Origin of the sequence: Haloferax sp. S2CR25 (genome assembly GCF_031624535.1) — an archaeon.
Classification (GTDB): domain Archaea; phylum Halobacteriota; class Halobacteria; order Halobacteriales; family Haloferacaceae; genus Haloferax; species Haloferax massiliensis.
In genome coordinates this window covers 21,859-44,580 of sequence record NZ_JAMQOO010000015.1, presented here as the reverse complement: position 1 = coordinate 44,580, position 22,722 = coordinate 21,859, and the positions used below count along the sequence as shown (strand labels likewise).

General features: G+C 60.3%; 18 protein-coding genes. 8 read left to right on the top strand and 10 right to left on the bottom strand.

Annotated elements, in window-relative coordinates; translation table 11 throughout:
- Window positions 1-441 precede the first annotated feature (441 nt).
- From agl6 to NDI65_RS20580, 4 genes are all read right to left on the bottom strand, one after another.
- A complete protein-coding gene (gene agl6 / locus NDI65_RS20595; protein WP_310894223.1) occupies window positions 442-1,683 on the bottom strand; it encodes a low-salt glycan biosynthesis hexosyltransferase Agl6 in 1,242 nt (413 codons plus the stop codon).
- A 314-nt stretch (window positions 1,684-1,997) separates the two neighbouring features.
- Window positions 1,998-2,471 (bottom strand): type IV pilin N-terminal domain-containing protein, encoded by a 474-nt coding sequence (locus NDI65_RS20590; RefSeq protein ID WP_310894222.1) that lies wholly within the window; start codon window positions 2,469-2,471, stop codon window positions 1,998-2,000.
- A 710-nt stretch (window positions 2,472-3,181) separates the two neighbouring features.
- Entirely contained in the window at window positions 3,182-3,340 is a 159-nt protein-coding gene (locus tag NDI65_RS20585; RefSeq protein ID WP_167344081.1) for a hypothetical protein, read from the bottom strand.
- A gap of 284 nt (window positions 3,341-3,624) precedes the next feature.
- On the bottom strand, window positions 3,625-4,041 hold the full coding sequence (locus NDI65_RS20580; protein WP_042665006.1) for a hypothetical protein: 417 nt from the start codon (window positions 4,039-4,041) through the stop codon (window positions 3,625-3,627).
- A gap of 205 nt (window positions 4,042-4,246) precedes the next feature.
- Here NDI65_RS20580 and NDI65_RS20575 point away from each other — a divergent pair, with 205 nt between their 5' ends.
- The 4 genes from NDI65_RS20575 to NDI65_RS20560 all read left to right on the top strand — a co-directional run bounded on the left by NDI65_RS20575 (window position 4,247) and on the right by NDI65_RS20560 (window position 6,692).
- On the top strand, window positions 4,247-4,531 hold the full coding sequence (locus NDI65_RS20575; RefSeq protein ID WP_042665003.1) for a hypothetical protein: 285 nt from the start codon (window positions 4,247-4,249) through the stop codon (window positions 4,529-4,531).
- A 394-nt stretch (window positions 4,532-4,925) separates the two neighbouring features.
- Entirely contained in the window at window positions 4,926-5,900 is a 975-nt protein-coding gene (locus tag NDI65_RS20570; protein ID WP_089776756.1) for a hypothetical protein, read from the top strand.
- 230 nt (window positions 5,901-6,130) lie between these two features.
- The gene (locus NDI65_RS20565) at window positions 6,131-6,415 is read left to right on the top strand and encodes a ribbon-helix-helix domain-containing protein (RefSeq protein WP_089776755.1); all 285 of its coding nucleotides are present in this window, start codon (window positions 6,131-6,133) and stop codon (window positions 6,413-6,415) included.
- Window positions 6,408-6,692 carry a type II toxin-antitoxin system RelE/ParE family toxin gene (locus tag NDI65_RS20560; protein ID WP_089776754.1) on the top strand — a complete coding sequence of 95 codons (285 nt, stop codon included), beginning with the start codon at window positions 6,408-6,410 and terminating at the stop codon, window positions 6,690-6,692. The genes NDI65_RS20565 and NDI65_RS20560 overlap by 8 nt, the downstream gene beginning before the upstream one ends.
- Window positions 6,693-6,870: 178 nt before the next feature.
- On the opposite strand, the gene NDI65_RS20555 is transcribed toward NDI65_RS20560, so the two are convergent.
- On the bottom strand, window positions 6,871-7,212 hold the full coding sequence (locus NDI65_RS20555) for a hypothetical protein (RefSeq protein WP_089776753.1): 342 nt from the start codon (window positions 7,210-7,212) through the stop codon (window positions 6,871-6,873).
- Between the two features lie 93 nt (window positions 7,213-7,305).
- On the opposite strand from NDI65_RS20555, the gene NDI65_RS20550 reads away from it, so the two are divergent.
- Window positions 7,306-7,620, top strand: a complete 315-nt coding sequence (locus NDI65_RS20550; RefSeq protein WP_089776752.1) for a hypothetical protein — start codon at window positions 7,306-7,308, stop codon at window positions 7,618-7,620.
- 647 nt (window positions 7,621-8,267) lie between these two features.
- On the opposite strand, the gene NDI65_RS20545 is transcribed toward NDI65_RS20550, so the two are convergent.
- The 4 genes from NDI65_RS20545 to NDI65_RS20530 form a co-directional block, all read right to left on the bottom strand.
- A complete protein-coding gene (locus NDI65_RS20545) occupies window positions 8,268-8,888 on the bottom strand; it encodes a TetR/AcrR family transcriptional regulator (RefSeq protein ID WP_089776751.1) in 621 nt (206 codons plus the stop codon).
- A gap of 200 nt (window positions 8,889-9,088) precedes the next feature.
- Window positions 9,089-10,195, bottom strand: a complete 1,107-nt coding sequence (locus NDI65_RS20540) for a tubulin/FtsZ family protein (protein ID WP_089776750.1) — start codon at window positions 10,193-10,195, stop codon at window positions 9,089-9,091.
- A gap of 175 nt (window positions 10,196-10,370) precedes the next feature.
- On the bottom strand, window positions 10,371-12,890 hold the full coding sequence (locus tag NDI65_RS20535) for an MMPL family transporter (RefSeq protein ID WP_089776749.1): 2,520 nt from the start codon (window positions 12,888-12,890) through the stop codon (window positions 10,371-10,373).
- Window positions 12,891-12,893: 3 nt separating this feature from the next.
- Window positions 12,894-14,420 (bottom strand): COG1361 S-layer family protein, encoded by a 1,527-nt coding sequence (locus NDI65_RS20530; protein WP_089777281.1) that lies wholly within the window; start codon window positions 14,418-14,420, stop codon window positions 12,894-12,896.
- Between the two features lie 466 nt (window positions 14,421-14,886).
- Between NDI65_RS20530 and NDI65_RS20525 the strand changes: the two genes are divergently transcribed.
- Window positions 14,887-16,488, top strand: coding sequence for a hypothetical protein (locus NDI65_RS20525; protein ID WP_226908689.1), 1,602 nt, complete (start codon window positions 14,887-14,889; stop codon window positions 16,486-16,488).
- Between the two features lie 607 nt (window positions 16,489-17,095).
- The gene (gene csg, locus NDI65_RS20520; protein WP_089776748.1) at window positions 17,096-19,567 is read left to right on the top strand and encodes an HVO_2072 family ArtA-dependent S-layer glycoprotein; all 2,472 of its coding nucleotides are present in this window, start codon (window positions 17,096-17,098) and stop codon (window positions 19,565-19,567) included.
- Between the two features lie 267 nt (window positions 19,568-19,834).
- Here csg and NDI65_RS20515 read toward each other — a convergent pair whose 3' ends face one another.
- Window positions 19,835-20,590 carry a helix-turn-helix domain-containing protein gene (locus tag NDI65_RS20515; RefSeq protein WP_089776747.1) on the bottom strand — a complete coding sequence of 252 codons (756 nt, stop codon included), beginning with the start codon at window positions 20,588-20,590 and terminating at the stop codon, window positions 19,835-19,837.
- 509 nt (window positions 20,591-21,099) lie between these two features.
- Between NDI65_RS20515 and NDI65_RS20510 the strand changes: the two genes are divergently transcribed.
- Window positions 21,100-22,677, top strand: coding sequence for a hypothetical protein (locus NDI65_RS20510; RefSeq protein ID WP_089776746.1), 1,578 nt, complete (start codon window positions 21,100-21,102; stop codon window positions 22,675-22,677).
- The last annotated feature ends 45 nt before the right edge of the window (window positions 22,678-22,722 follow it).

The window sequence follows — 22,722 nt, the reverse complement described above, 5'->3', positions numbered from 1 at the left end:
CATACACTACCATTGTGGATCAAAATAGCCCAAACAAACTAACATTCTCAAATTTAAGTATGTAACTAATTTTAGTTGTTTACCTGCTCGTAGATATGAGTACACAATTATAGTTCATCAGTCAGGTTAGCAGTCTCCGCCTGAGTTCTGCATTCCATCGGAAGCTGTGTAAGAGGTCTATTTTAAATAACCGTCTTCAATACGAGAGTGTTTTGCAACAATATGTATTAGCAAAGAGGGAATTGCTGATTAGTCTGGTGATGGTTAGTCATCTGCTTCGAGTCAAGATGTGAGTCAAAAGAGTGAAATCTTGATTATATATCGATTATAGCTATCATGGTGGGTATCTGATAAGCGATATCCCAAGCGCTCGATTGAGAACCGCAAAAGAAACGCGTTTTCAGTATTTGATGGGAACGCCACGAGAGAAGAGTTGTCGGGTTATTCCCCAACCGACCCCAACAGGAACGACCCAAAGACCATCTGCAGACCGACCACGACGGCCACGGTCGCCACGACGTCGGCAACCGCAATCGGAAGCGCACTAAAGCCACTGGTCACCCAGTTGAACGCCAGCAGACCGCCGTAGGCCAACCCACAGAGCAACACGACAGAGCCAATCGTCGCCCCTCGTTCAAGCGAAATCCGTTCGGTGAACCAGGTCGTAAACGGATCCGAAGCCCCGCGAACCGGGTCCGAAGACACCGTCGAGAAGGCTCCGAACAGCATCAACTGGAACCCGGCGAGGGTCAACAACCCACCACCAATCCCGGTGTGAATCCCGAACTGCGCACTCCCAATCTCGATGCCACTCCACGCCAGCACCAGCGCCAGCACACCAATCACGGACAGCCCGAACCCGGGAGCCGAAAACAGGTACCCCGGCGCGTTCACAAGCATAAACCGAACGTGTCGCCACCCGTCGGGGAAACTCTCTAAGTTCGCCTCGCCCTCGCGGGGATGATACGTGATGGGCTTCTCGGCGATTTCGAGGTCCTTCGCGCCGGCTTCCATAATCATCTCGCTGGCGAACTCCATGCCCGTCGACGAGCAGTCCATGGTCTCCCAGGCGTCGCGAGTAAAGACGCGCATTCCCGAATGCGCGTCACTCACGCCAGCGCCGTAGAAGACGTTCAAGAACTTCGTCAACAGCGGGTTGCCGACGTGTTCGTGCAGCGGCGGCATCGAGCCGGGGAGAATCTCGCCTTCCAGCCGCGACCCCATGGCCATGTCGGCCTCGCCGGAGCGAACGAGGTTCAGAAGCTTGGGGAGCTCTTTGAAGTCGTAGGTGCAGTCGGCGTCGCCCATGGCGATGTAGTCACCGCGGACGGCATCGAACGCGTACAAATACGCGTAGCCGTAGCCCTTGCCGTCGGGTTCGATGACGACCGCGCCATTCTCTTCGGCGATCTCGGGCGTGCGGTCGGTCGAACTGTCGGCGACGACGACCTCGCCGTAAATCTGCAGGTCTTCGAGGGCGGCTTTGACCCACTCGATACACTGGGCGATGCCACCTTCTTCGTTGAGGGTGGGCATCACGACCGAGAGCGTGGGCGTGACCTCGCTGTCCGCGGACAGGAGTAGCTCGTCACCGCTCAGGCGGATGTCCGAGGCAGACTGCCCGTTCGTCGCTCCCTCCTGTGGAGCGTCTACGGGGGATTCTGGTTGGGATCTCGTACTCATTTACTGGATTCCTCCGTGTCACTATTGGGTGTGCCTGCGAGAGACGGCAAGCGTACACACTCCGAGTTGACGCGTACTATCAGATAGACGAAAGCACACCTATAAAGAATTTGGCCTCTCTCTGTCTGAGGGTGTGTTAGGAATTACAGGCTCTCTAGAGTGTTCTGATGGGCTACTTGTGTGGTCGTACTTCACGGGAGGACGGACGCCATTCGAAGAGATATAACGACCATATCGGTGTTAGAACAACGCTGTGAACTGTCTCAGGTTCTAACGGGCGTAATCGCTTCGACGAAGAAAGGGTGACGGCGTGGTTACTGCGGTGCGGTCTGGGAGTGCAGGGTGGCGGAGTTCGACCCGGATTCGGAGGTCCAGACGACGCGGATGGACTCGCCTTCCCAGACGGCGTCCGCCGTATCATTCTTCACGACCGTCGCGGAACTACCGGCTCCGACGGTCGCCGGGAAGTCATCGCTGAACAAGTAATCATCGGTCGCGTCGGCGGCGACCCCGGTTCCGTCGACGGTCACGGTGAGGCGGTCCGCCGAGATGCTGGTTCCGGATTCGTGCGTGATGACGAGCTGGGCGTCGGTGTCGGTATCGGACACGTCGTTGTCAAAGTCGAAGCTGAAACTCGCCTGTGGGGACGTGTCACCGACTTGGTCGCCGAGGCCGAGGACGAAGGTGCCGATGACGGCCGCGAGGATGACGGTAATTGCGACCATCAGAATCACACCGATGACCGGTGAGACGGCGGATTCGTCTTTGAAGAGGGTTGTGAGTTGCATTTGAATATCCTGTGCCCGGACAGGGGGTGATCGGCGAGCGATGACGGTCGAACCGCGAAATCGGGTGCGACGCATGTCGACTGCGTGCGACCTGCCTGTGGGGCGTAGCTAGTCGTTCGGCGGGAGTGCTATTAAAGACAGATTGAGCGACTATCACAGCGGGTAGACAGTCTCTATCAGAGGTCTGTCTGGGGCAATCACGGAGCCGGAACCGAGACTCTTCGTGATTCGCCACCGCACTCTCGCGTCGAGAGAGCAAAGCCGAACGACACGCGCTGACTGCCGTGGCGTTCGTGGCGGCGTCGGCTCTCCGTGACGGCGCTCCGGTTGCTGTGAGCGCACTCACTCGGACGCTAATACTCAGAGTACAAGATATTCTGTACAGATAGTAAAATTGAGCTTGGTAGAATCACGGCCTCATATCAACACCTAGTATTCTGCAATATCATGCGAAAAACTGGAATACGTACGCTAAGTGGCGCAATAACTCGACTAACATACACTATTGGAACAAAATTATCAACTTAGATGACTACGATTCATGTACGGAAATAATATATATTCAGCATATATTCTGGTACTGATACTTTTATTCGAACTACCAACGCGACTATTTCCACACCGGAGACGAAAAAACGGTAAGGTCACCGACCCGTGTCCAAGGGAGTCCCTTGGTATACAGACTTAATGTGGCTGCGGTGAGAAAGATGTCAGTCGTCGTCCGATTCCGCTCGTTCGGTCACCTCGTCCCACGCACAGAGTTGGAGCGCATTCCGGAGGTGGAAGTTCTTCTCGTCGGGGTCCTCGGTTTCGAGCGCCTTGTGCAGGTGGACCTTGGTCTGTTCGACGAACGTTGACTGCTCACTCATCGCTGTGGCGTCCCCACTCATCGGTCGTTCCCCGTCCGGGTACGTTCCGAGTACCGCGACGTATGATATCGTACAACCCAACCATCATGTCTAATAGCTAATCTAATCTAAAAAGTGTTTCTAGACCGTCTACCTCTTATGTGGTGTCTTCTCGGTGCGCTCTGATTCGAACCGAGGCGCTGATATTTCTTCTACACGAAAACGCGAAGATCTGACATCCAGTCGGCTTGAGGCAGTCGAAATGAGACTCGGTCCAAGGTGTCCGAATGAAACGGTCCGTGGTACTAGTCGCGAGCGAACCCGACTTGGTAGTAGTCGGGCGTCTCGGGGCAGTCTTTTTCCTTTCGGGTCCAGCGGTAGGTGCTGTCCGTGTCGATGCTGTTGTCCCGCGTATAGATCCGAAGCAGTTCCCCTTCGAGCGGGCCGCTCTCGTATTTGAAGTTCCACCACGGGAACGGAAGCGCGCCGCCTTTGCCCGGGGGGAACCGTCCGCCTTGACCCTCACACCGGAACGGAAGCGAATCGTCGCGACAGGAACCGTCAGGCGTCTGGTTGTCGCACGACTCAACTTCGAGGATGACGAACGACTCGTCCGGGTAGTACTCGTCTTCCTTGACGATCGCTTGGCCGCCTTTGCCGTTCGCGGCCGCCGTCCCCGTCGCGAGCAAGAGCGCCCCCGTTCCGGCCGACGCTTGCAGCACTCGTCGACGTGTGACCCCGTCGCGAGAGCCAGACTGTGCCCGATCGGCCGCCGGTTCGTCCGGCGAATTTGACAGTGGCATCATGCAGTCCACTCGGACAGTTCTAATCAAGATTCCGTCAGACAACTGTTCGTCGACTGTCGTGTCGCCACGACGCTAAATTTATAATAATTGTTGATGTAGTATCCATGTGGGGGGATAACAGATGTACAACCAACATGGGGGCGTGCCTGACGATGACCAACCGACACAGCAAGTGGTCCAGCCCGCACAGATTGACGCGACTGAGCGGTACGTCTGTAGTCTGATCGGCCTCGGCGCGGTGGCGGCGGTACTGTTTCTGTTTTATCCGCTCTTGCTCGCGGTCACGCGGCCGCTCCACCTGTTGTCGATTACCGCCCTCGTCTTCGTCCTCGCAACGGTCTGGCTGGTCGTCTGGTTGGGGTCGGAACTGGTCTGGGAGTGGCAAACTGGTCGACTCTTTCCTTGAGCTATCTTTCTAGCACAATTCGTCGCTGATGGCGGGACAGTCCCATTGTGTCAGATGACTATTAACTCCTGTTCCTGCTCGCTGACTCCCCCTGTCCACCGTATTAGGCCGGCCTAAAAATCGACGCATTTTTATCTATTTAGGCGAGCCTAAAATTCGCATGACATCGAAATTCGACCCGAAGAACGGTGTATTAGTTGGATTAGTAACGGTTGTTTGTTTACTCACGGTTGGAAGTGCAGTGGGGGGTGCGGCGGCGTCGCCCGCACATACCGCAGTAACCGGGGTGAGCGTGTCCGACGACGAACCGGAAACCGGCGACCGTATTATAATAACTCCGACAATTAGTCATTCCAGTTCGGGAAGCGGCAGTTTCGAAATCACGGAGGTGACGGTGGAGGACCGTTCTGGAACGAAACACAGCGAGGCGAACCAGATCGGCGTTCTCGGTGCCGGCGATACCGCCGAAGTGCCGATTAGTGCGCGCTTCGCCACCGCCGGTGATAAGCGACTGACGGTTCACGTCCGCGGTCGGTATTACGACTCCGATGGCGCGACGTCGGAAATCGTCCACCTCAAGCATCCGGTGTTCGTCACGGTCTCGGAACCGAGCACGTCGACGACAGTTCCGCCGCGGGTCCAAATCGAGACCCGCCAAGCGGTCGCCGAGACTGAGACCACCGTGGCGGTCACGGTGTCGAACGGCGACGACGAGGCGCTGACGGACCTGTCGCTCCGACTCGACTCGGTTACCGGCGGGATGCAGGCTCAGACCGCGCTCACGCCGGTCCTCGCCGCGGAGAACTCGACGACCTACGAGTTCACGGTCGAACCGTCGGAGGCGGGCGAAACCGCGCTCAAGGCGACGCTCCGTTACAACGACGGCGAAACCGTCGACGCGTTCGACACCATGCAGGTCGAGCCGCTCCGGGACGACGTGTCGGTCTACGCGACCGCCTTCGAGGAAAACGACTCGGTCGCCGTTCGGTATCGAGTCACCAACCACGGGAACGCACCCATCGACAACGTCGTGATTTCGGGTGCGTCGAACCGGTCGGCACTGCCGACGACCTCGCTTCGGTCGGTCGCCGCCGCGACCTCGGAGACGGTCGTCGTCGAGGTCAACGAGCGCCCGTCGGACACCGCAACGGTCTCCGCGACGTACGACGTCGGCGAGACGACCGGCCGGGCGACGCAGTCGGTCCAGTTCGATTCGTCGACAACCGCCTCGGGCGCGAACGCACTCACCGTGAACCTCGGTAGTACGGACCCCTCGAACTCATCGACGTTCCTGCTCAGTGGCTTCTTCGGTGGTCTCGTGGTGACTGCGCTGTTGTTCACCGGCCGCCGGTGGGTCAGAGACGACTAAACGCCCGCCGTCTCCCGTCCGCTGCTCCCCGCCGTATCGCCGCTTCGACGTAGACGGCTCTCACCCAGCCAGGTCTGCCCGCATCGTCTCCTCCGTATCTGACGCGTGGCGATGCACGCATTCCCCTGTCGTCTCGACTTGTTCAGAAAGAGCGTGCTGCGTACAGAGAGTGTATGCAGCAGACAGCACCCGCCGAAATTGATTTAGTAAGACGAACGTAATACTTGCGTATGTCTGAAGCAACCACGGGTTCAAATGGTGATGACGAGATTGTCACGGTGAATTTCAAAGTCACGCAGTCGTTTCTCGATGAAATAGACAGCACATGGCAGGGACGTGGGTTCAACAGCCGAAGCGAATTCATCCGTTACACCCTCCGAGACGCGATCGAATTCCCGACGTTCGACCGCGATGAACTCATTGCTCTCCTCCAGGCAGAGGAGGACATCCGTGCAGGACGGACGATGAATGCCGACGAAGCCCGCGAGCAGTTCGGAACGGACAGTGATGAGTGAGGGCGACTGGACATGGGAACTCACATCGACAGCACAGGACGACCTTTCATCTCTTTCTCCATCTGAGCAAGAGCGGATACTGAACAAGCTTGACGAGATTGTCGACTCGCCGTGGCGAGATCCACCGGACTATGGTGAACCACTCCAGAACAGTCTGCACAAGAAGGTACGCATCGGTGAGTTCCGCTTAGCCGTGACCTTCCGTCAATCCGAACAGCGGATGGTTGTCGCTCGAATCAAGCGTCGTGGTGGAGCGTACACTGCCGACGACGATTGAGGCTCTTTGCTGGACGAAATCTCTGACCGACTCGTGCTTTGAGCTCAACACGGCCACAGAGACCTCCCCGAACGCTGTCAGAAAAGTCGTGCAAGACTTAGAGGGTGTATCTGTCACCGTTCGGAACGAATATTAGAGGATAGACGGGGATTTATCAAGCACCCACCTCTGGGGCGACCTACTCGTTGCCGACGTTGTTGAGAGCGCTGTTCAACTCGTAAAGTTCCCGGACGACGCTACTGTCGGCAACCCGATACCGGCGGGGAGACGTGTTCGCGACCTCCTTGATGAGTTCGACTTCGAGCAGGAGGTCCGTGTAGTTACCGACGGTCTGGCGCGTGACGCCAGCGTGCTCCGCGAATTCGGTTTTGTTGAATTCGCGGTTCGGCGGCAGGTCGAGCAACGCGTCTACCAGGATCGGGATAGCGTCGTGCTGCGTCAAGTAGAGCCATCCACTCGGATGCTCCTTTCGGAGTTCCTTTTTTTGGGCGCGGTCGCCGTCCACGTGCTCTATGCTCATACAAGAGTTCAGGCCGGTCGTGTGTATAAGTGTTTCCACTAGTGTTAACGGCCATTAACAGTCTTTATGTAGAAGTGAGTTCACGCATCGGGTATGGAGAAGCCGTCGGTGAAATGTGCCCTCTTGGCGACGATGATAGCGAAACACAAGTGGGGCACACCGATCACGGAGGAAGCGCTCCTCAATCTCTCGGCAATCGATGGCGACTATCCGACTGCACGAGAGGTCTACACCGACCTCCGGAGTGAGCGCTACATCACGTATCGTGGGAAACGCGGCATCGAACTCAACAAGAGTAACTTCGAGAACCTCGCCGATGTCCTCTACTACGAGTGTGGCTGGGAAGCCTGGGAGATCGCCAGTCGGCTCAAACACTACGAGGGCATCGAAAACCACGACTGGGGGTAATTCGTCGCCGAGGTCATTATCATGTCGTGTCGGGCTATGAAAAACGAGTAGCCAGAGCTATTCGAGTAGTAGAAATCGTGGCTCTGTTGAAATCCTTCAGTGTTGACATTGGAGAGAGTGCTCCTTCTGGCTAGTTTCCGTGGATCACAGTGAAAACTAGTCTCTCAACAAATCGCAAGACGGCAAGAGGGTTTCAACAGAGCCGAAATCGTCGCATTCTCCAACGTCACTAGTCGTTCATCTGTTAGAATCCTCGTGACCGAGACAGAGGGTGTATGCAGCACGGCATCTACATCCATTCAGAGAAAATTTTGAGGTATGAGTCTACAAACTCGATTCTACCAACAAACCTACAATCAAAACTGAAGTAGTGAGAATGTGCTACCGAATACCTCCGTTAAGCTGGCTCTCCTTGGAATTGCTATCTTAGTGGCAGGCGTCGGTGCTGTGGTTTGGGCAAGATATATTCTATCTTGGATACGCGAATCGAGGAACTGAAACCTCCTACACTTGGTGCGAAGATGCTGGCTATGATGACCGACTTGCGCGCTGTATTCAGCGCGGCCTCGGAAAACTATCAGTAGCTGAGGACTTCAACAGAGCCTCATATCCCGCTACCCAGGTTCGCCATCACGCTGAGACGCTCGTCAGACGTAGATTCGGTCGGCGAGGAACTGTTGGACCTCGTCGTACAGAGCCTCGCTGTCGACCGAGTCGGTCGTCGCTTGCCGAAACAGGATCCCAGCGACGAACGTGATGATGTGTTCGCTCGTTCGCTCTGGGTCCACCGGCTTGAACTCCCCCTGTTCGATTCCCGCTTCGATGGTCTCTGTGAGCCGTCGTTTGACCCTGTTTTCCGACTCGGTGAAAATCGAGCGATAATCCGGGTTCGAAATCGACTGCGTTCGCAGTTCGACGAACGCCTTCGCGAGCTGTGTCAGTTCGGTCTCCGGCTGGCAACTCAGCGACGGCGCTGCGACGAACAGCGTCAGAAACCGTTCGAGCTCTTCGCGGGGCGTCGTGTCCTCCTGTTCGAATATCTTCGCGAGGAACCGTCGATGCACGGCGTCTAAGAGTTCCGCCAGTAACGACTCCTTGTTGTCGTAGTAATGGTAGATGACCGATTTGCTAATGCCGACTCGGTCGGCGATTCGTGAGATGGAAATCCCGTTGTAACCGGACTCAAGTAAGACCTGGTGCGTCGCTTCGAGGATGGCCTGTTGTGTCTGATGGCGATCTGTGTCTGCTGAATCCGAGAAGTAGGTCATGAATTCTGGAGTCGTCCGCGCGAGGGGTCTAGCGTAGATAGTGTCGAACCGTACTTAACGGTGTCTTTGGCCGGGATCGACAGACGCGTCGACCGCGTACCCGTCGGTTGTATCGCCCCGCGATGTCTCGTCTCGTCTCGTCTCGTCTCGTCTCCTCGGCGTTCCCGATGCACTCGCCTGCCGAACGACGGCGAGCGACCTCAGTCGTCGTTCGTGTCGTCACCGTCCGCGACGGCTTGGAGCGCAGTCAGCCGCTCGGGCGGGGCGACCCCGCCGAGGACGACCAACACGCTGAGCGCGTCCGCATCCGGCCGCGGATCGTCGCCGTTTCGAACCTCCAAACTCCCGGTCTGGTCTTCGAGCCAGCCCTGGTTCTGGCTGATCGCATCGCGATTGAGCCACGCCGGCCGCCCGGTAATCACGAGCAGGCCTCTCGATGCCGTCCCGATATCGCAGGGGAGCGTCAACTGTCCGCGGACGGCCTCTCGGGTCTGTGTCGTGATCCGGTTCAGCGAGTCAATCTGGTCGACGGATTCGGTGTCGTCGCCGATGAGACGCTTGAGACGCCCGCGAACGCTCGTATCGCGCGGCGGGAGCGGGCGTTCGGAATAACCGAGCGTCGCCAGCCCACCGCCGCGGAGCGTGTTCATGATCTCGGAGGCATCGACGACGCTTTCGCCGACGTCGTCGGCGGTCGTAACCTCGCCCGCTGCGAACAGCGTGCCGAGGCGGCGCGCGAGTTCCGCGTTGAGCGTGTCGTACGTCTCGTCGGACACCGGCTCTTCTTTGACTCGCGAGGCGGTGTCGAACCCGAAGACGTGGTCCGTGGTCGATACGAGTCGGCGGAGCGACCGCAGCGTGTTCGAAGCGCGCTGTGGGTCAGTCGTCGACGTCGAGAAGACGCCGACACCGTAGACCGGCTGGTCGTACATCTCGGAGAGCCGCTCGGCGATGACCGCGGCAGTTGGGCCACCCGTCCCGCCGCCGAGACCGGCGCAGACGACGAAGGCGTCGCTCGCTGCGATCGGTGCATCGTCGGTCGGTTCGAGGAGCTGCCGGTGTTCCTTCTTGGCGGCTTCGGTACCACCGGCGGCGTCACCCTCGAAGCCTTCCCCGTTGGTTTCGGCCGTGCCGAACAGCACGCGCGCGTCTTCGGGGACCAGCTCTAAGGCGTCGAGGTCCGCGGCGGTCGTGTCACACGCCGCCGCGCCGACGATGAAATCCGCCTTCAGCTGGCGCTCGTACTGCAGCAGTTGTTCGACGACTCTCCCCCCAGCCTTCCCTGCTCCGAAGCAGAACACGTTCATAGATAGTCTGGTCTGTTACTCACCAGGCGAAAAAAATCCCGGTCTCCCGCGGTTGTGCCCGACGCCTCGTTTCGAGGCCCCGGCGTGCCGGCGGTCTGCCGGCCGCGTGTGGCGTCCGTTCCGTCTCGATACGGCGACGCCGCCGACGGCTTTCAGCGCGTGAACGTCGTCGGGGTCACACCGCACCGCCCGCGCCGTCCGGGCCGCCCGCCGGCTCGGTCGTCTCTGCGTTTTCGCCGTGGACGAGGCGCGCCCAGACGACGAGCGCCGGCGGTAAGACGACAAGCGAGGCCACGTACGAGTACAGAATCGAGACCCCGGTCAGGAGCCCGAACTGGCCGAGAATCGGCGTGATCGCGATGACGAGCACGCCGATTCCGGTCACCGTCGTCAGCATGCTGCCGGTGAGCGCGCCACCGGTCCCGCGCACCGAATCGGTCAGCGCGACGAAGACGTCCGTGCCCTCGTCGTACTCCTCGGCGAACCGGTGGACGAGGTGCGCCGAGTAGTCGATACCGAGGCCGATCCCGATCGACAGGATCGTTCCGGTCATCACGTTGAACGGGATATCGAGATACCGCATCGTCGCGGCGATCCCGGCGACGGTCACCATGATCGGGACCAGATTCACAATCCCGAGCGAGGGCTGGCCTTCCAGCAGGGCGTAGATGATGATGAGGAAGACCGCGGAGCCGCCGAGCGCGAGCACGAGGCTGATGAACGCCGACTGCGCGATGACGTCCGAGACGGCCTTCAGAATCACGACGTTGCCGGTCGCGGTCGCTTCCGTGCGGTAGCGGTCGGCGACCGCGCGCGTGTCTTCGGTCACGTCGGCTTGGCTGGCGTCGGATTCGACCGCGTACTCGACGCGTGCGGAGGTGTAATCGTCGGTGATGTAGTTGAGCGCCTGTCCGCGCGCGGGCGACGCGAGGAGCGCGTCGTAGATCTGTTTGAGGTTGTCGTCGGGAATCCCGTTCGCGTCGCGGTCGTTCCGGGCGACGAGCGCCGCGAACTCGGGGTCCCGCTCCGCGTAGCTCTGGATGACGGTGATGATGCTCGTCTCCCGCGCGTGGCCGTCGTCGACGACGAAGCTGTCGGGGGGGCTGTTCCCGGCCCGCCACATGGACTCTAAGGTACCACCGTCCGTGAGCGAGCCCTCCACATAAACCGTCGTGACGTCTTCCTCACCGGTCTGGAAGTTGTCTTCGAGGAAGTTCGTGGTCTCCGTCACCGTGTAGTCACGCGGTTGCAGCTGTTGGGGGAACAGTTCGAGGTACTCCGGGTTGTCCTCCGGCGGGAGGAACGAATCCTGCGTGAAGCGACTATCGACGCCCGAACCGTAGTACCCCATCCACGCGGTACTCACGAGCAACGCGACGAGGAACGCCTTTGGGGCGATGCGGGCGATGTGAATCCCGACGGGGAGGATTTTCCCGAGGAACGAGTCCTCTGCCCCGAGCGGCTCGGACCCGAACTCGGGGAACCCGACCCGCTCTCGGAGGCGGTCCATGTACACCTTGGCCGCCGGCAGGAAGATGCCGAAGATCAGGAAGGTGAACACGATTCCGACGGCCGCGACGATACCGAAGTCCCGAATCGGCCCGAGGTCGCTCGATGCGTTGGCCGCGAAGCCGATCACGGTCGTCCCCGTGACGATGGTGAACGCGACGAGGAGTTGGTCAGTCGCCGTTCGCATCGACTCCTGGATTCCGAAGCCCTCGGTCCGCTCTTCGCGATACCGATTGATCGCGTGGATGCCGAAGTCGATACCGACCGCGAGGAGGAGCGGCGGCACCGCGATCAGCATCTGCGAGAACGCGATTCCCGCCAAGCCCATGAAGCCGAACGTCCAGAGGACGGCCATCGCGAGGGAGACGACCCCGATGAGGAGGTCGATCGGGTCGCGGTAGGCGAACACCAAGAAGAACAGAATCAGGACGACCGCCGCGGGCACGACGAGCGCGAGGGAGTCGCCGATGACCGAGGAGAACTCCTCGGAGAGGATTCCGCTACCGAAGACCCGGATATCCCCGCCGACGGAGCCGACGATGAACTCGGCGTGTCGCTGGATATCCGTAAGCGGGCTCTCGCCGCCCGTCCCCGCCGAGTCGGACACCTCCGCGGTGAGCGAGTGGGTGACAATACCGATGGTCGCGGACGCAGACGCGGAACGCGCGTTGAAGTCCTCGCTCAGACTCGACCGAATCGCGGGGTTCTGTTCGACGGCGACTTGGACTGCGCGGTCGATTTCCGTCGGCGTCGCCTGCTCGACGGCGTCGATCTCCTCGGCGAGCGTCGTGGCCGACGGGTCTATCGTTCTGGCGACGGCGCGGGCGACGCTCGTCGTCTGTACGACCGATAGCTCGGGATTGGCTTGCAACCGCTGTTGGGCCCTGAGCATCCGGAGTAGCTCGGGCTTCGACAGGACGTTCGTCCCCGATTGAATGAGCTGTGTCGTGCCGGTGTCTTCTTCGAACGCCACCCGCTCGAAGTTGTCGTTGACCTCCTCGAACGCCTGATACGCGGCGACGTCTTCAGTAAACTGACTGGTTCCAGACGAGGTTCCAGACTGTCCAAGCCCGGCGGAAAACCCCGCCGAAAGCAGTAAGAACGCGAGGAGCACTGTCTTCGGTTGGTCGACTATCCAACCGTCGACAACGTCGATGTAGTGCTGGTAATCGATCTGGAAGTCCATTAGTTACTCGTCCGTGTTGAAGCGCCGCCAGCCGAACACGCCGAGCACGCCGATCACGACGACCGCACCGACGATCAGCCCAATCGGGAGGCCGCCGCCCTGCGACTCGGTCACTTCGATCGGCGTGGTGTACGTTTGGGACACTTCCGTGTCTCCGTCCGGCATCTCGTACTGGAAGTCGAAGGAGACCGGATAGCGCTTCGGCAGCGCGTCGGCCCCGGCGCTCAGCGCAATCGTGAACTCCTCGGATTCGCCCGGCTGGAGCTCGCTGATTATCCCCTCGTCGTTGTCGCTACTGAGCGGGTCTCGGACGAACGCCTGGGCTTCGATGTTCGTGAGTGGCTCGTCGCCGTTGTTGGTGACCCGCACGCGGACTGCTCTGTCACTTCCGGCTTCGATCGTGTTGTTGACCACCTCGACGATAAAGCGGTCCTGATGCGGAGCGATCTCTGCGTTGGTCGTGAGCCCGTCGCTGACTCGAATGTTCCCGCGGCTGTTGCGGTACTCCACCGAGAGGTTGAGCTGTTGGACGTTCGCGCTCGCGGCGTCGCTAACGCCGACCTCGTATTCGAACGCGGCACTGTCGCCCGGTTCGAGGTCCGGCAGCGCGTACTCGGACGTCTCGACGTTGATGTTCGGATTGCTCGAACCGAACCGGAGCACCGGGTCGTCGACGCGTTTCGGCCCGTTGTTGACGACCGTCCCCGAGACCGTTCCGTCCGCGCCGACGCGGAGGTTCGTAGAGACGTTTTCGAGGGCGAAGCTCTGTTCTTCGGCGGGGGTGACGCCGATGTTCAGCGTTCGCGACGTTCGAGCGATGCCGTCGGTGTCGGTGTAGTCGACGTCGAGATTGACCGTGTAGCCGCGCACCGTGGCGTCTTCCGCGAGCGAGACGGTGTAGTTGACCGTCCGACGCTCGCCGACGGCCCAGCGGCCGACTTGGGCGGTCGAACTCTCCGAACCCGTTCCGAACACGAGTTCGTCGCTCCGCGAGGTCGCCGTGACGCTCGCTTCGCTCGCAGCGCGGGTGCCGGTGTTTTCGATCGTCACGGAGAGGTCGCCAGTGTTCCCGACCTGCGCAGTCGACGACGTCTCGACGACTTCGAACCGCGGCTGGTCGCGGACGCGGACCGTCACGTAGTGGGTCCTCGTTCGCGTGTTATCCGTGTACTCGGCGCCGGACGGGTCGTAATCGACGAGTCGCGTGTACGTGTACGACACCTCGATCGGAATCCGATACGTTCCGGGGGTTGCATTCTCGGACACCGTGATATCGATTGGCGAAAGGTCGACAGTCCCCGTCGCGACATTTCCGGCCCCGATAGTGCCGGTGTTAATCTCGATGGGCGCGTCCCCGGACTGTGCTTCGACAGTGACGCCGCGGGCGGTCGTCACGCGGCTTTCGTATCGCTCGGGGCCCGATTGATCGATCTGACCGTTGTTTCGGAGTGTGAGCCGGAGCTGCGACTGCGTCCCGGGCTCGAACTCGCTCGTCGAGGTGAACACGTCGATGTCGGGCGACCCGTACACCTGCCCCGAACTGGCGGTCTGGGCGACGACCGGGGTGACCAACGAGGTAGTCAGCACGAAGACGAGACAGAGGGCAAGTAGCGTAGAACGAAGCGTGTCTCTGTACATCAGTGCGTTTCAGACGTGAGGAGGAGGGCGCTGATTCGGCAAGGCTCTCGGGACAACACCTGTGTATACATCTCTACTAACAGTAGCGACACACAACTAATATCTTTTGTGGACACTGGTCGGTGAGTCAACAGAAAACCCGCCATTTGACGGGCGAAACCACGTCAAACGGACGGTTATCGAGGGCAGTGACGGCCGGTGACAGCACGCAACCCAAAACTGGACTCTCAACTGACGTGAAAGCTACCTACAGGCGTTTGAGGATGGTGACTGTGACAGAAAGTACTTACTGCCGGACCAGATAGTCAGGGGTATGAGTCCACGGACCCGCTCGATACGAACATTATCTGTTATCTTCTTGTTGATTCTCGGGCTGACGGCGGTTCCTAGCGGCGCAATCGCTGTGCACGCGTTGGACCCCACAGACGAATCGGTGCGGTTCGCGGACGCCCAGCGGGTCGAACAGCAAGGCGACTTCGTAAAACGCACGCTGGTCCTCAACAACACCGACGAGGCTAGACTCCAAATCTCGTCTGCGGAAGGCGACTTCTCGGCGACCGTCTTAGCGACCGACGGCTCCGGCGACGGCGTTGTCACCGTGGTGTTCGACACGTCGAACGCGAACGCCCCCGACGCCGCGTTCCGGACGGCGGACGCAAACGACACTGTCTCTGTCCTCACGCGCCCGAACGCGGCCGCCCCTGAAGCACTTCCGACCGGCCGGTACAACGTAATCGCCTCCGCCGGCCAGACCCGGATTGCGGACCGTCTCTGGATTGAGCCCCCATCGGTCCGAGGGAGCGCGGCGTGTTCGGTACCAGCCACCCAGCAGCCCGGTAACGTCGACTGTGCTGACCGATCGCGCGGGAGTGGGTCCGCTCCCGTCGTCGCGGTCGGTGACGACGCAGTCGTGCAGTACCACGTGAGCGGGCTCGAAAGCGCCGTTCAGCGGCCTGCACCCGGCACGCAGCCGGTGTTCGCGCGGAACGCGTCCACGGGCGCGCGCACGACACACGTCGTACAGTGGTCCCCAGAGACGGACGTCCGCACGAGTCAAACGCTCCGGATCAACTATCGCGAGGGGCTGTCTCCGTCCCTGCACAGCTCGCAGTTGATCGAACACATCGGGATTGATACGGATGCCGACGGCGAGATCGACCGGTCGCTCAGAACCGCCGTCAATCGGTATCAGGTCACGTCTAGTGGCGGGCTGACAGTCGCATTCGACGAGCCTGTCTCGGTCGCGGACAACGAGACGCTGCTGTTCGAATACCACGTCGTCAACCCCCGTACGGAGGGTGTGAGCGATGTTTCGGTGTCGTTCGGAGAGGAGACCGCCCACAGTCGTCTCGAATACGCGTCGAATGCCCTCGGTAACGTGGGTCCCGGCGTCGACCTCCGCGTCGAGAGTTCCGAGATGGACTTCGTCTCCCCGCAGACTGTGTTCGACGTCGCATACGACGCGGAGACTGACACGCTCAACGTCGTCGCTGACTCCACGCGCTTGGAAACCGGGACGTACAACGTGACCGTCGTAATCGACAGCGAAATCCACGCCGACGGGGAGCGGGTCGTACTGACCGAGGCGTTCACGGTCGCCGAACCGTCGGTGGACAACCTCACGGCGACCATGTCCGGCACGAAGCTTAACGTCTCGGCACGGACCAACCTCGCCCCACAGACCAAGATGGACATCGACCTCACGATGTCACAGGAGGGCACCACCTACTTCTCCCGCTGTCTGACGACCGTCGGGCAGAACGGCGTCGTCTCCTGTAACTTCACGCCGGCGAAGGCTGGGGCCGCGAACGTCTCGATCAGCTACAACGACACGGTCGTCGCGGGGCCGCAAAAGATCGAAATCGAGCCGAACGTGACCACTCGCGATGACGCTCATCCGCGTGGTACTGCCGCCGACTCACAACTGAAGTCGTGGCTCGTCCGCGGACGCTCAACCTGACGACGTAGTCTCGCAGGCGGCGTAACCGCCGTCCCCGACGTGGGGGCGCGGTGACTCCCGCCCAACCCGTCTGGACGTGTACCCGACGGAACAGTTGGCAATCTCAGACGGCTGTTTTCCGAAGCGCCGTGGTCACGATCCGCTGAGTTCCCACAGTTGCTACCCTCGAACTGCCCGCCTGAGATGCGGTTCGGCCCCGACTGAGAGCCGTGCTCCGAGCGACTCGTCCCGGCGGTCGTGATTCCTCGCCGCGTTTCGTCTACTTCTGAGGATGGGACTGCCGTCATCGCGACCGTGCTAGTCAGCGTCGTTGCTGGGGGTTTGGTCGGGGAGTGGCCTGCTGGAGGCCGTTTTCTCGCGCGTCCGTCCCCGAGGGTCGGCCAGAGCGGTCCGACCGTCTCCACTATCACTATGACGTTACGTGCGCGCGGATGACCCGACGCCAAGTCCGAGACGGCAACGGGAATAGTGACCAATCAAGCAACAGAAACAGAAAGCATTTACCAAGGCCGCTTATATGGTTCTACCGTACCCCTGCCCATCCCCCGCTAGTAGGGATCCGCGTCATAGCGATGTGCGTGGAAAATACTGGCGCTACAAGTACACTATGACAAAGCTCAAAAACCAAACGCGTGCGATACTTCTCGCAGCGCTAATGGTAACCTCCGTCTTTGCGGGGACCATCGCGCTGACCGGAAGTGCCGCCGCGGAGCGTGGAGATCTCGACGCAGATAACGAAGCGTTCAACAAGACAATTGCATCCGGAGACCGCGTCTTCCTCGGTGAGGAGATTAACACCGACGCAGGACTCGGCGCTTCGAATCCGCTTCTGACGGGTACGGCAGGTAACGCGGAAGGCGTTACGCTGGACCTTTCCTCGCCAATCCCGCAGAGCTCGGATGACCAGCCGCTTGGTACGTACTCCGCTGACGGATCGTCTAGCGGATCTGCCAACGTCACCCTCCTGACGCCCCGTATCACGGACAGCGAAATCGTGACGGCGTCCGGTGGCGACGTTACCGGCTCCTCCATCAGCTCGGGCGACGCTGATGAGCTCTACGTCAACGCTGACTACAACTACGAATCGGCCGAGAAGGTCGAGGTCACCGTTGAAGACCCGAGCGGAACTGACATCACCAACGAGGTTCTGACCAGCTCCGACGGTCTCGTCGACGACGGTACGACTGGCACGCAGAACGGTGCCCAGCTCGACATGTCCGGTCAGGACGCTGGCGAGTACACGATCACCATCGAAGGCGCTGAGGACCTCGACTTCGGCTCGGCGTCCGAGACGCTGACGCTGACGATCTCGTCGCAGGACGAGGTCGGCATCGAACTCGACAGCGAGTCCGTGACGCAGGGTACTGACGTTCAGTACACGGTCACGAACGGCATCGACGGCAACGAGCACGTCGTTGCAATCGACATCAACGACCTCCAGAACGACGTCACGACGCAACAGGCCAAGGCGGTCTTCCGTAACATCGGCGACACCTCGGAGGTCGGCATCGCGAACAGCACGGCTGTGAACAACTCCTCCGCGGCCACGACCATGGACGTCAGTGACGCGGACATCGCGTACGCTATCGTCGAAATCGACGGCGCGAGCGCCGTTGGCGGCATCGAAACGCAGTATCTCGACGACAGCGACATCGACGTCGAAGTCTACGACGTCGGTGTGAACGCGACCGAAGCAGTCGACGAAGACCCGACGAACGACATCACGCTCACCGTCGAGGAAGGCGGTGCATCGCTTTCGAGCCCGACCGGTCAGTACGTCGTTGGCTCGGAAGTCGACATTAACGGTACGGCTACCAGCTCCGACAGCGTCGCAATCTACGTCCGCGACGATGGCGACTGGCAGCTCCTCGAAATCGGCGGCGACAACGAAATTAACGTCGACTCTGACGACACGTTCGAAGAGGAAGACGTTGCGATCTCGAACCTCCCCGGCGACGGTAGCAGCATCCTGTCGCTGACGGGTACCTACCGCATCGGCGTCATCGACGCGTCCGACGCTGACACTGACGACGACGGTTCCGTCGACGACGCGCTTACGACGTCTGACTTCACCAGCGGCGTGAGCAGCAGTAACTCGATCCGTGTGGTCGACCAGGGTCTGACCGGTCAGTTCACCACGATCAACGGCCAGGTCGCTCCTGTCGACTCCGGAACGACTGACGTTAACGGTACCGCCAGCGGTGCCGACTCCGTCCTCGTCATCTTCGTCGACGAGCGCGGTAACGTCGAATACCAGTCCGTGAGCGTTGACAGCGACGGTACCTTCGAAGAGGACGACATCACCGTCGGCCTCACGCAGGGCCAGGTCACCGCCCACATCCTCTCGGTCGGTCGCGACGGCGCTGTCGGTGACGGCTCGCTGCCGTCCGGCCCGAGCAACGGCGCGAACCTCGACGACCTGACGGGCTACCTCGACCAGCTCGACAGCAACAACAACAACGGTGAGCAGGTCAACGAGCTCATCGCCTCCGAAACGGTTGACGAGACGGCGAGCGACGACCTGATCGTCACCGAGACGTTCCGTCTGGCCGAGTCCTCGACGTCCATCGACTCGATCTACCCCGACGCCGCTGAAGCGTCTGGCATCAACCCGGTCGCAACCGGTGAAACGATGGTCATCGCTGGCTCGACGAACCTCAAGCCGGACGACAACACCATCAGCATCGAAGTGACGAGTGAAGACGGCACGTCCGTCGCACTCGAAGACACTGACGAGTGGAACAACGACGGCCAGTGGATGGTCGAAATTGACACCACCGACTTCGAGACGGGTACGTTCACCGTGGAAGCCGACGACGGCGACAACACGGACACCGTGAACGTCGAAATCGTCTCCGAGCGTGAGGACACCACGACGACGTCCTCGGGCGAAACGGAAACGTCGACGACCACGGACGAACCCACGGAAACGACGACGACCTCGGAGCCGACTGAGACCACCGAGGAGCCGACTGAGGAGACGTCCACCACGTCCTCCAACACGCCCGGCTTCGGTATCGCAGTCGCTCTCGTCGCACTCGTCGGCGCGGCCCTTCTCGCACTCCGCCGCGAGAACTAACGCCGCCGTCCCGCCTCGTCACTCCGACGAGGACGTGACGACAGCAGACGAGTAACCAACCGGATTCGTTCCGGTCTTTTTATTTTACCCGACCAACCCGAAGAGACACTTCTGACAGACGAGCGTCGCCACCGAGACTACGGTGGAGACCGACGACTGGGTCGTCCTCACGTACTTCTGGAACGGAGTCAGGACTCGGAGAGCTCTGGCACATTCTCGAACAGCGGGCGGCGTCACCCTAAGCGAGCCCGGAAGACAGAGAGCTGTTCACTCGGGAACGGGGAGACTGCTCGTGAGGAGCTGTGAGAACGCCTCGGCGAACGTCGTGTTTGCGCTCCAAATCGCGATCTCGGGTGCCGATCGGTTACTGCGGACACTCAGGAGGAAGCTATCCGAATCGACGAGTAACAGCCGCACTGCGTGGTCGCCTTTGGACTGTTGCGGTGGGATCGACACGGCGGACACGCAGTCGATCTCTCGCCACTGGTCCGAAATCTCTTGGTCGCTATCCTGAAGCAGGTGTACCGAGACGTCGCGCGAACAGCACGAGCGGACTGTACTCAGGAGTTCGGCATCCGGATGACCGAGGCTCTCGGCACCGTAGATCACTCGCGTTTCGGCTTCGTCGATGAGTTGGCTGGCCCGGCCGATGATCGCCGGCGTGCCCGTGATCGTCCACACGTCTTCGTTCTGTTCGGCCGCCGGTGCGGTCTGCCGTTCGAGCGTCTTGAGCCGGTCGAACGCCGTGTCACGCTTGGATGCGAATTCGCGACTGAGTTGCGACTCGACCTCGGACAGCGATATCGGTTGGAATACCTGTGGATTCGCCTGTTGGACGCTAATGAACCCTCGCGACTGCAGTTCTTTTGCCGTCGTATACACCTGCGAACGGGGGACGTCCGACGTCTTCGCAACCTCGCGGGCCGTTCCCTCACCGAGTTCGATCAGTGCGGTAAACACCCGCGCCTCATACGTAGACAGACCGAGCTCGATGAGCGCGTCGATCGCTTCGCTGTTGTTCATGGGTGAACTACCTCTCGGAGAGTGGTAGCGGTTTGGGTATTTGTCTCCCTTGATTCCGCTCTTTCGTTGCGTGGGGCTCCCACATGGATGCGGAAGGTGCTTGGCCAGACGGACCTAGTCGTACGTCATCTCGGGACGTTCAATCCTCCCTCGACAGAGAGGACTGCCCGAGAGGCGACTTGAGACCGAAATAGATTAGTATCGATGGATTTGAGGATAAGAAAGGTTGGCGTCAAGCCAGCCTCTGTATGGGCAGTCACCGGATCGACCCAACTAGTCGTGTTCGCGGCCAGTTGTTTGATGGCTGTAACGCGAGTAATCTACACCGATTTGCTTACTCGCAACGACAGGCCAGCACCACTTCATCTTGGGTCGGCGGCTCCCGATTTCGGGACCGTATCGCTCCGTATCTTCGGGTCCGTCTCCGTTAGTCCTGCTCCGAATTTCAACGATGATAGTTGGGTCTGTAGATTTATCTTCGAAACGCCCACTGGCTAGTGTATTCGAACATGGACTCCAAGCACGTGGGCTGGGCGGCCGCAGTTCTACTGATACTCTCTTTTACTGCAGGAGTAACCGCCGCGGCGGAGCCATCGACGACAACTGGAGACGTGGCTATCGATGTTTCGGACACACACCAGCAGGTCGAACGGAACAATTCGACCGACCGTTCAGAGCCGAGTCTGACGCTGGTTATCGAAAACCGGACTGTGGCCGACGGGGACACGGTTACGACCGGCGACAACCCCGAACTCACGGTTCGAGCAAACAGTTCAGCGGCAATCGAACTGCTCGTCGTCCGCGTGGATGGAGACAGCCGACGGATATATACGCCGAACAGCACCGCGGTCCAGGAAACGTCAACGCTCGATGTGAACGCTGGCGAGCACGATCTGGAGGTTCTCGTAAAGGAGGGCGGGAGAACCACGACCCACAGGGCAACGATAATCGAGGATTCGATCGCCCCGGCGTTGGTGTTCACGTCGCCGTTCCGGACGGGCAACACCAGTATCTACGAAACCCCCGAGAACAACTATACGATCAATCGGTCTCGAATCAGCCTCGACGGGACGCTCTACGACCACTCGGACGTCGAGCAGGTGTCGATCGAACTGCGGTATCACGGCCAGGGTATCGATACTCCCTGGGGCTTCCGAAAGCGGGTCGTGATCGACGATCCGAACACGTCGATTTCGAAACCGCTTCGGCTAGGGCCGTTCGACGACAGCGTGGGCGCTGGCCAAAACAGTCTCAAGATTACGGTGCTCGATTCGCGCGGCCACCGTCGTCAGTACAATGTCAACATCTACGTCAAAGACGAGACGCCGCCGTCGATTGAGATACTCAACCAGAGCCTCGTCAAAACACGCTCGGCGGTTCGGTTGACCATTCGGGTGACGGACGCGGTCGGCATCCGCTCGATCGGTGTTCGTCGCGGCTCGGCGGACGGCTCGGGGTTGAACTACGAGGTCCAACCGAAGCCAATCGGTGCACGGCCAATCGAACACACGTTCACGAGGACGATACCGATCACGGGAGACCGTCGGAACATCACCATCGTTGCGGACGACGCCACCGGCAACGCGACGAAACGAGAACTCGCGGTGAACGTCACGCAGCTCGTGCAACCGGCCATCGAACTCCAGCCGGACGCGATTCGGGTCAGCGACGGCCGGGTCCACGTCGAGGGTCGCGTGTACGATGGCCGCGTTACCAGCGTGTACGCCGAGACGGTCGGACCGGCCGGCGACACCGTCGATTTAGCGCAGATTTACGGTGGGGGCGTGGCCAGCGACGTTACTATCAACGAAACGCTCCAACTGGACGGGTACCCGGCGCGTGTTCGGGTCCGTGTGACCGATTCGACCGGGAGAGAGCATATCGAGACGGTTCAGGTCGCACCACCGAACGCGACGGCCGACGAACCGAACGCGTCGACGCCGACTCCAGCCGGCTCGGTGCGCACGAACACGCCGTTACCCAGCGTCCCCTCGGAGCCCTCGTCTGACGGACTCATCGACACGCTCGTCGAGGCGGTTAGAAACCTGATTTCGACAGTTACGCGAGGCGAGTCCCTCGGAACGTGACCCGAGAGGGTATCGCCGATGCTCCGTGAGGGTTGGCGTTTCTCA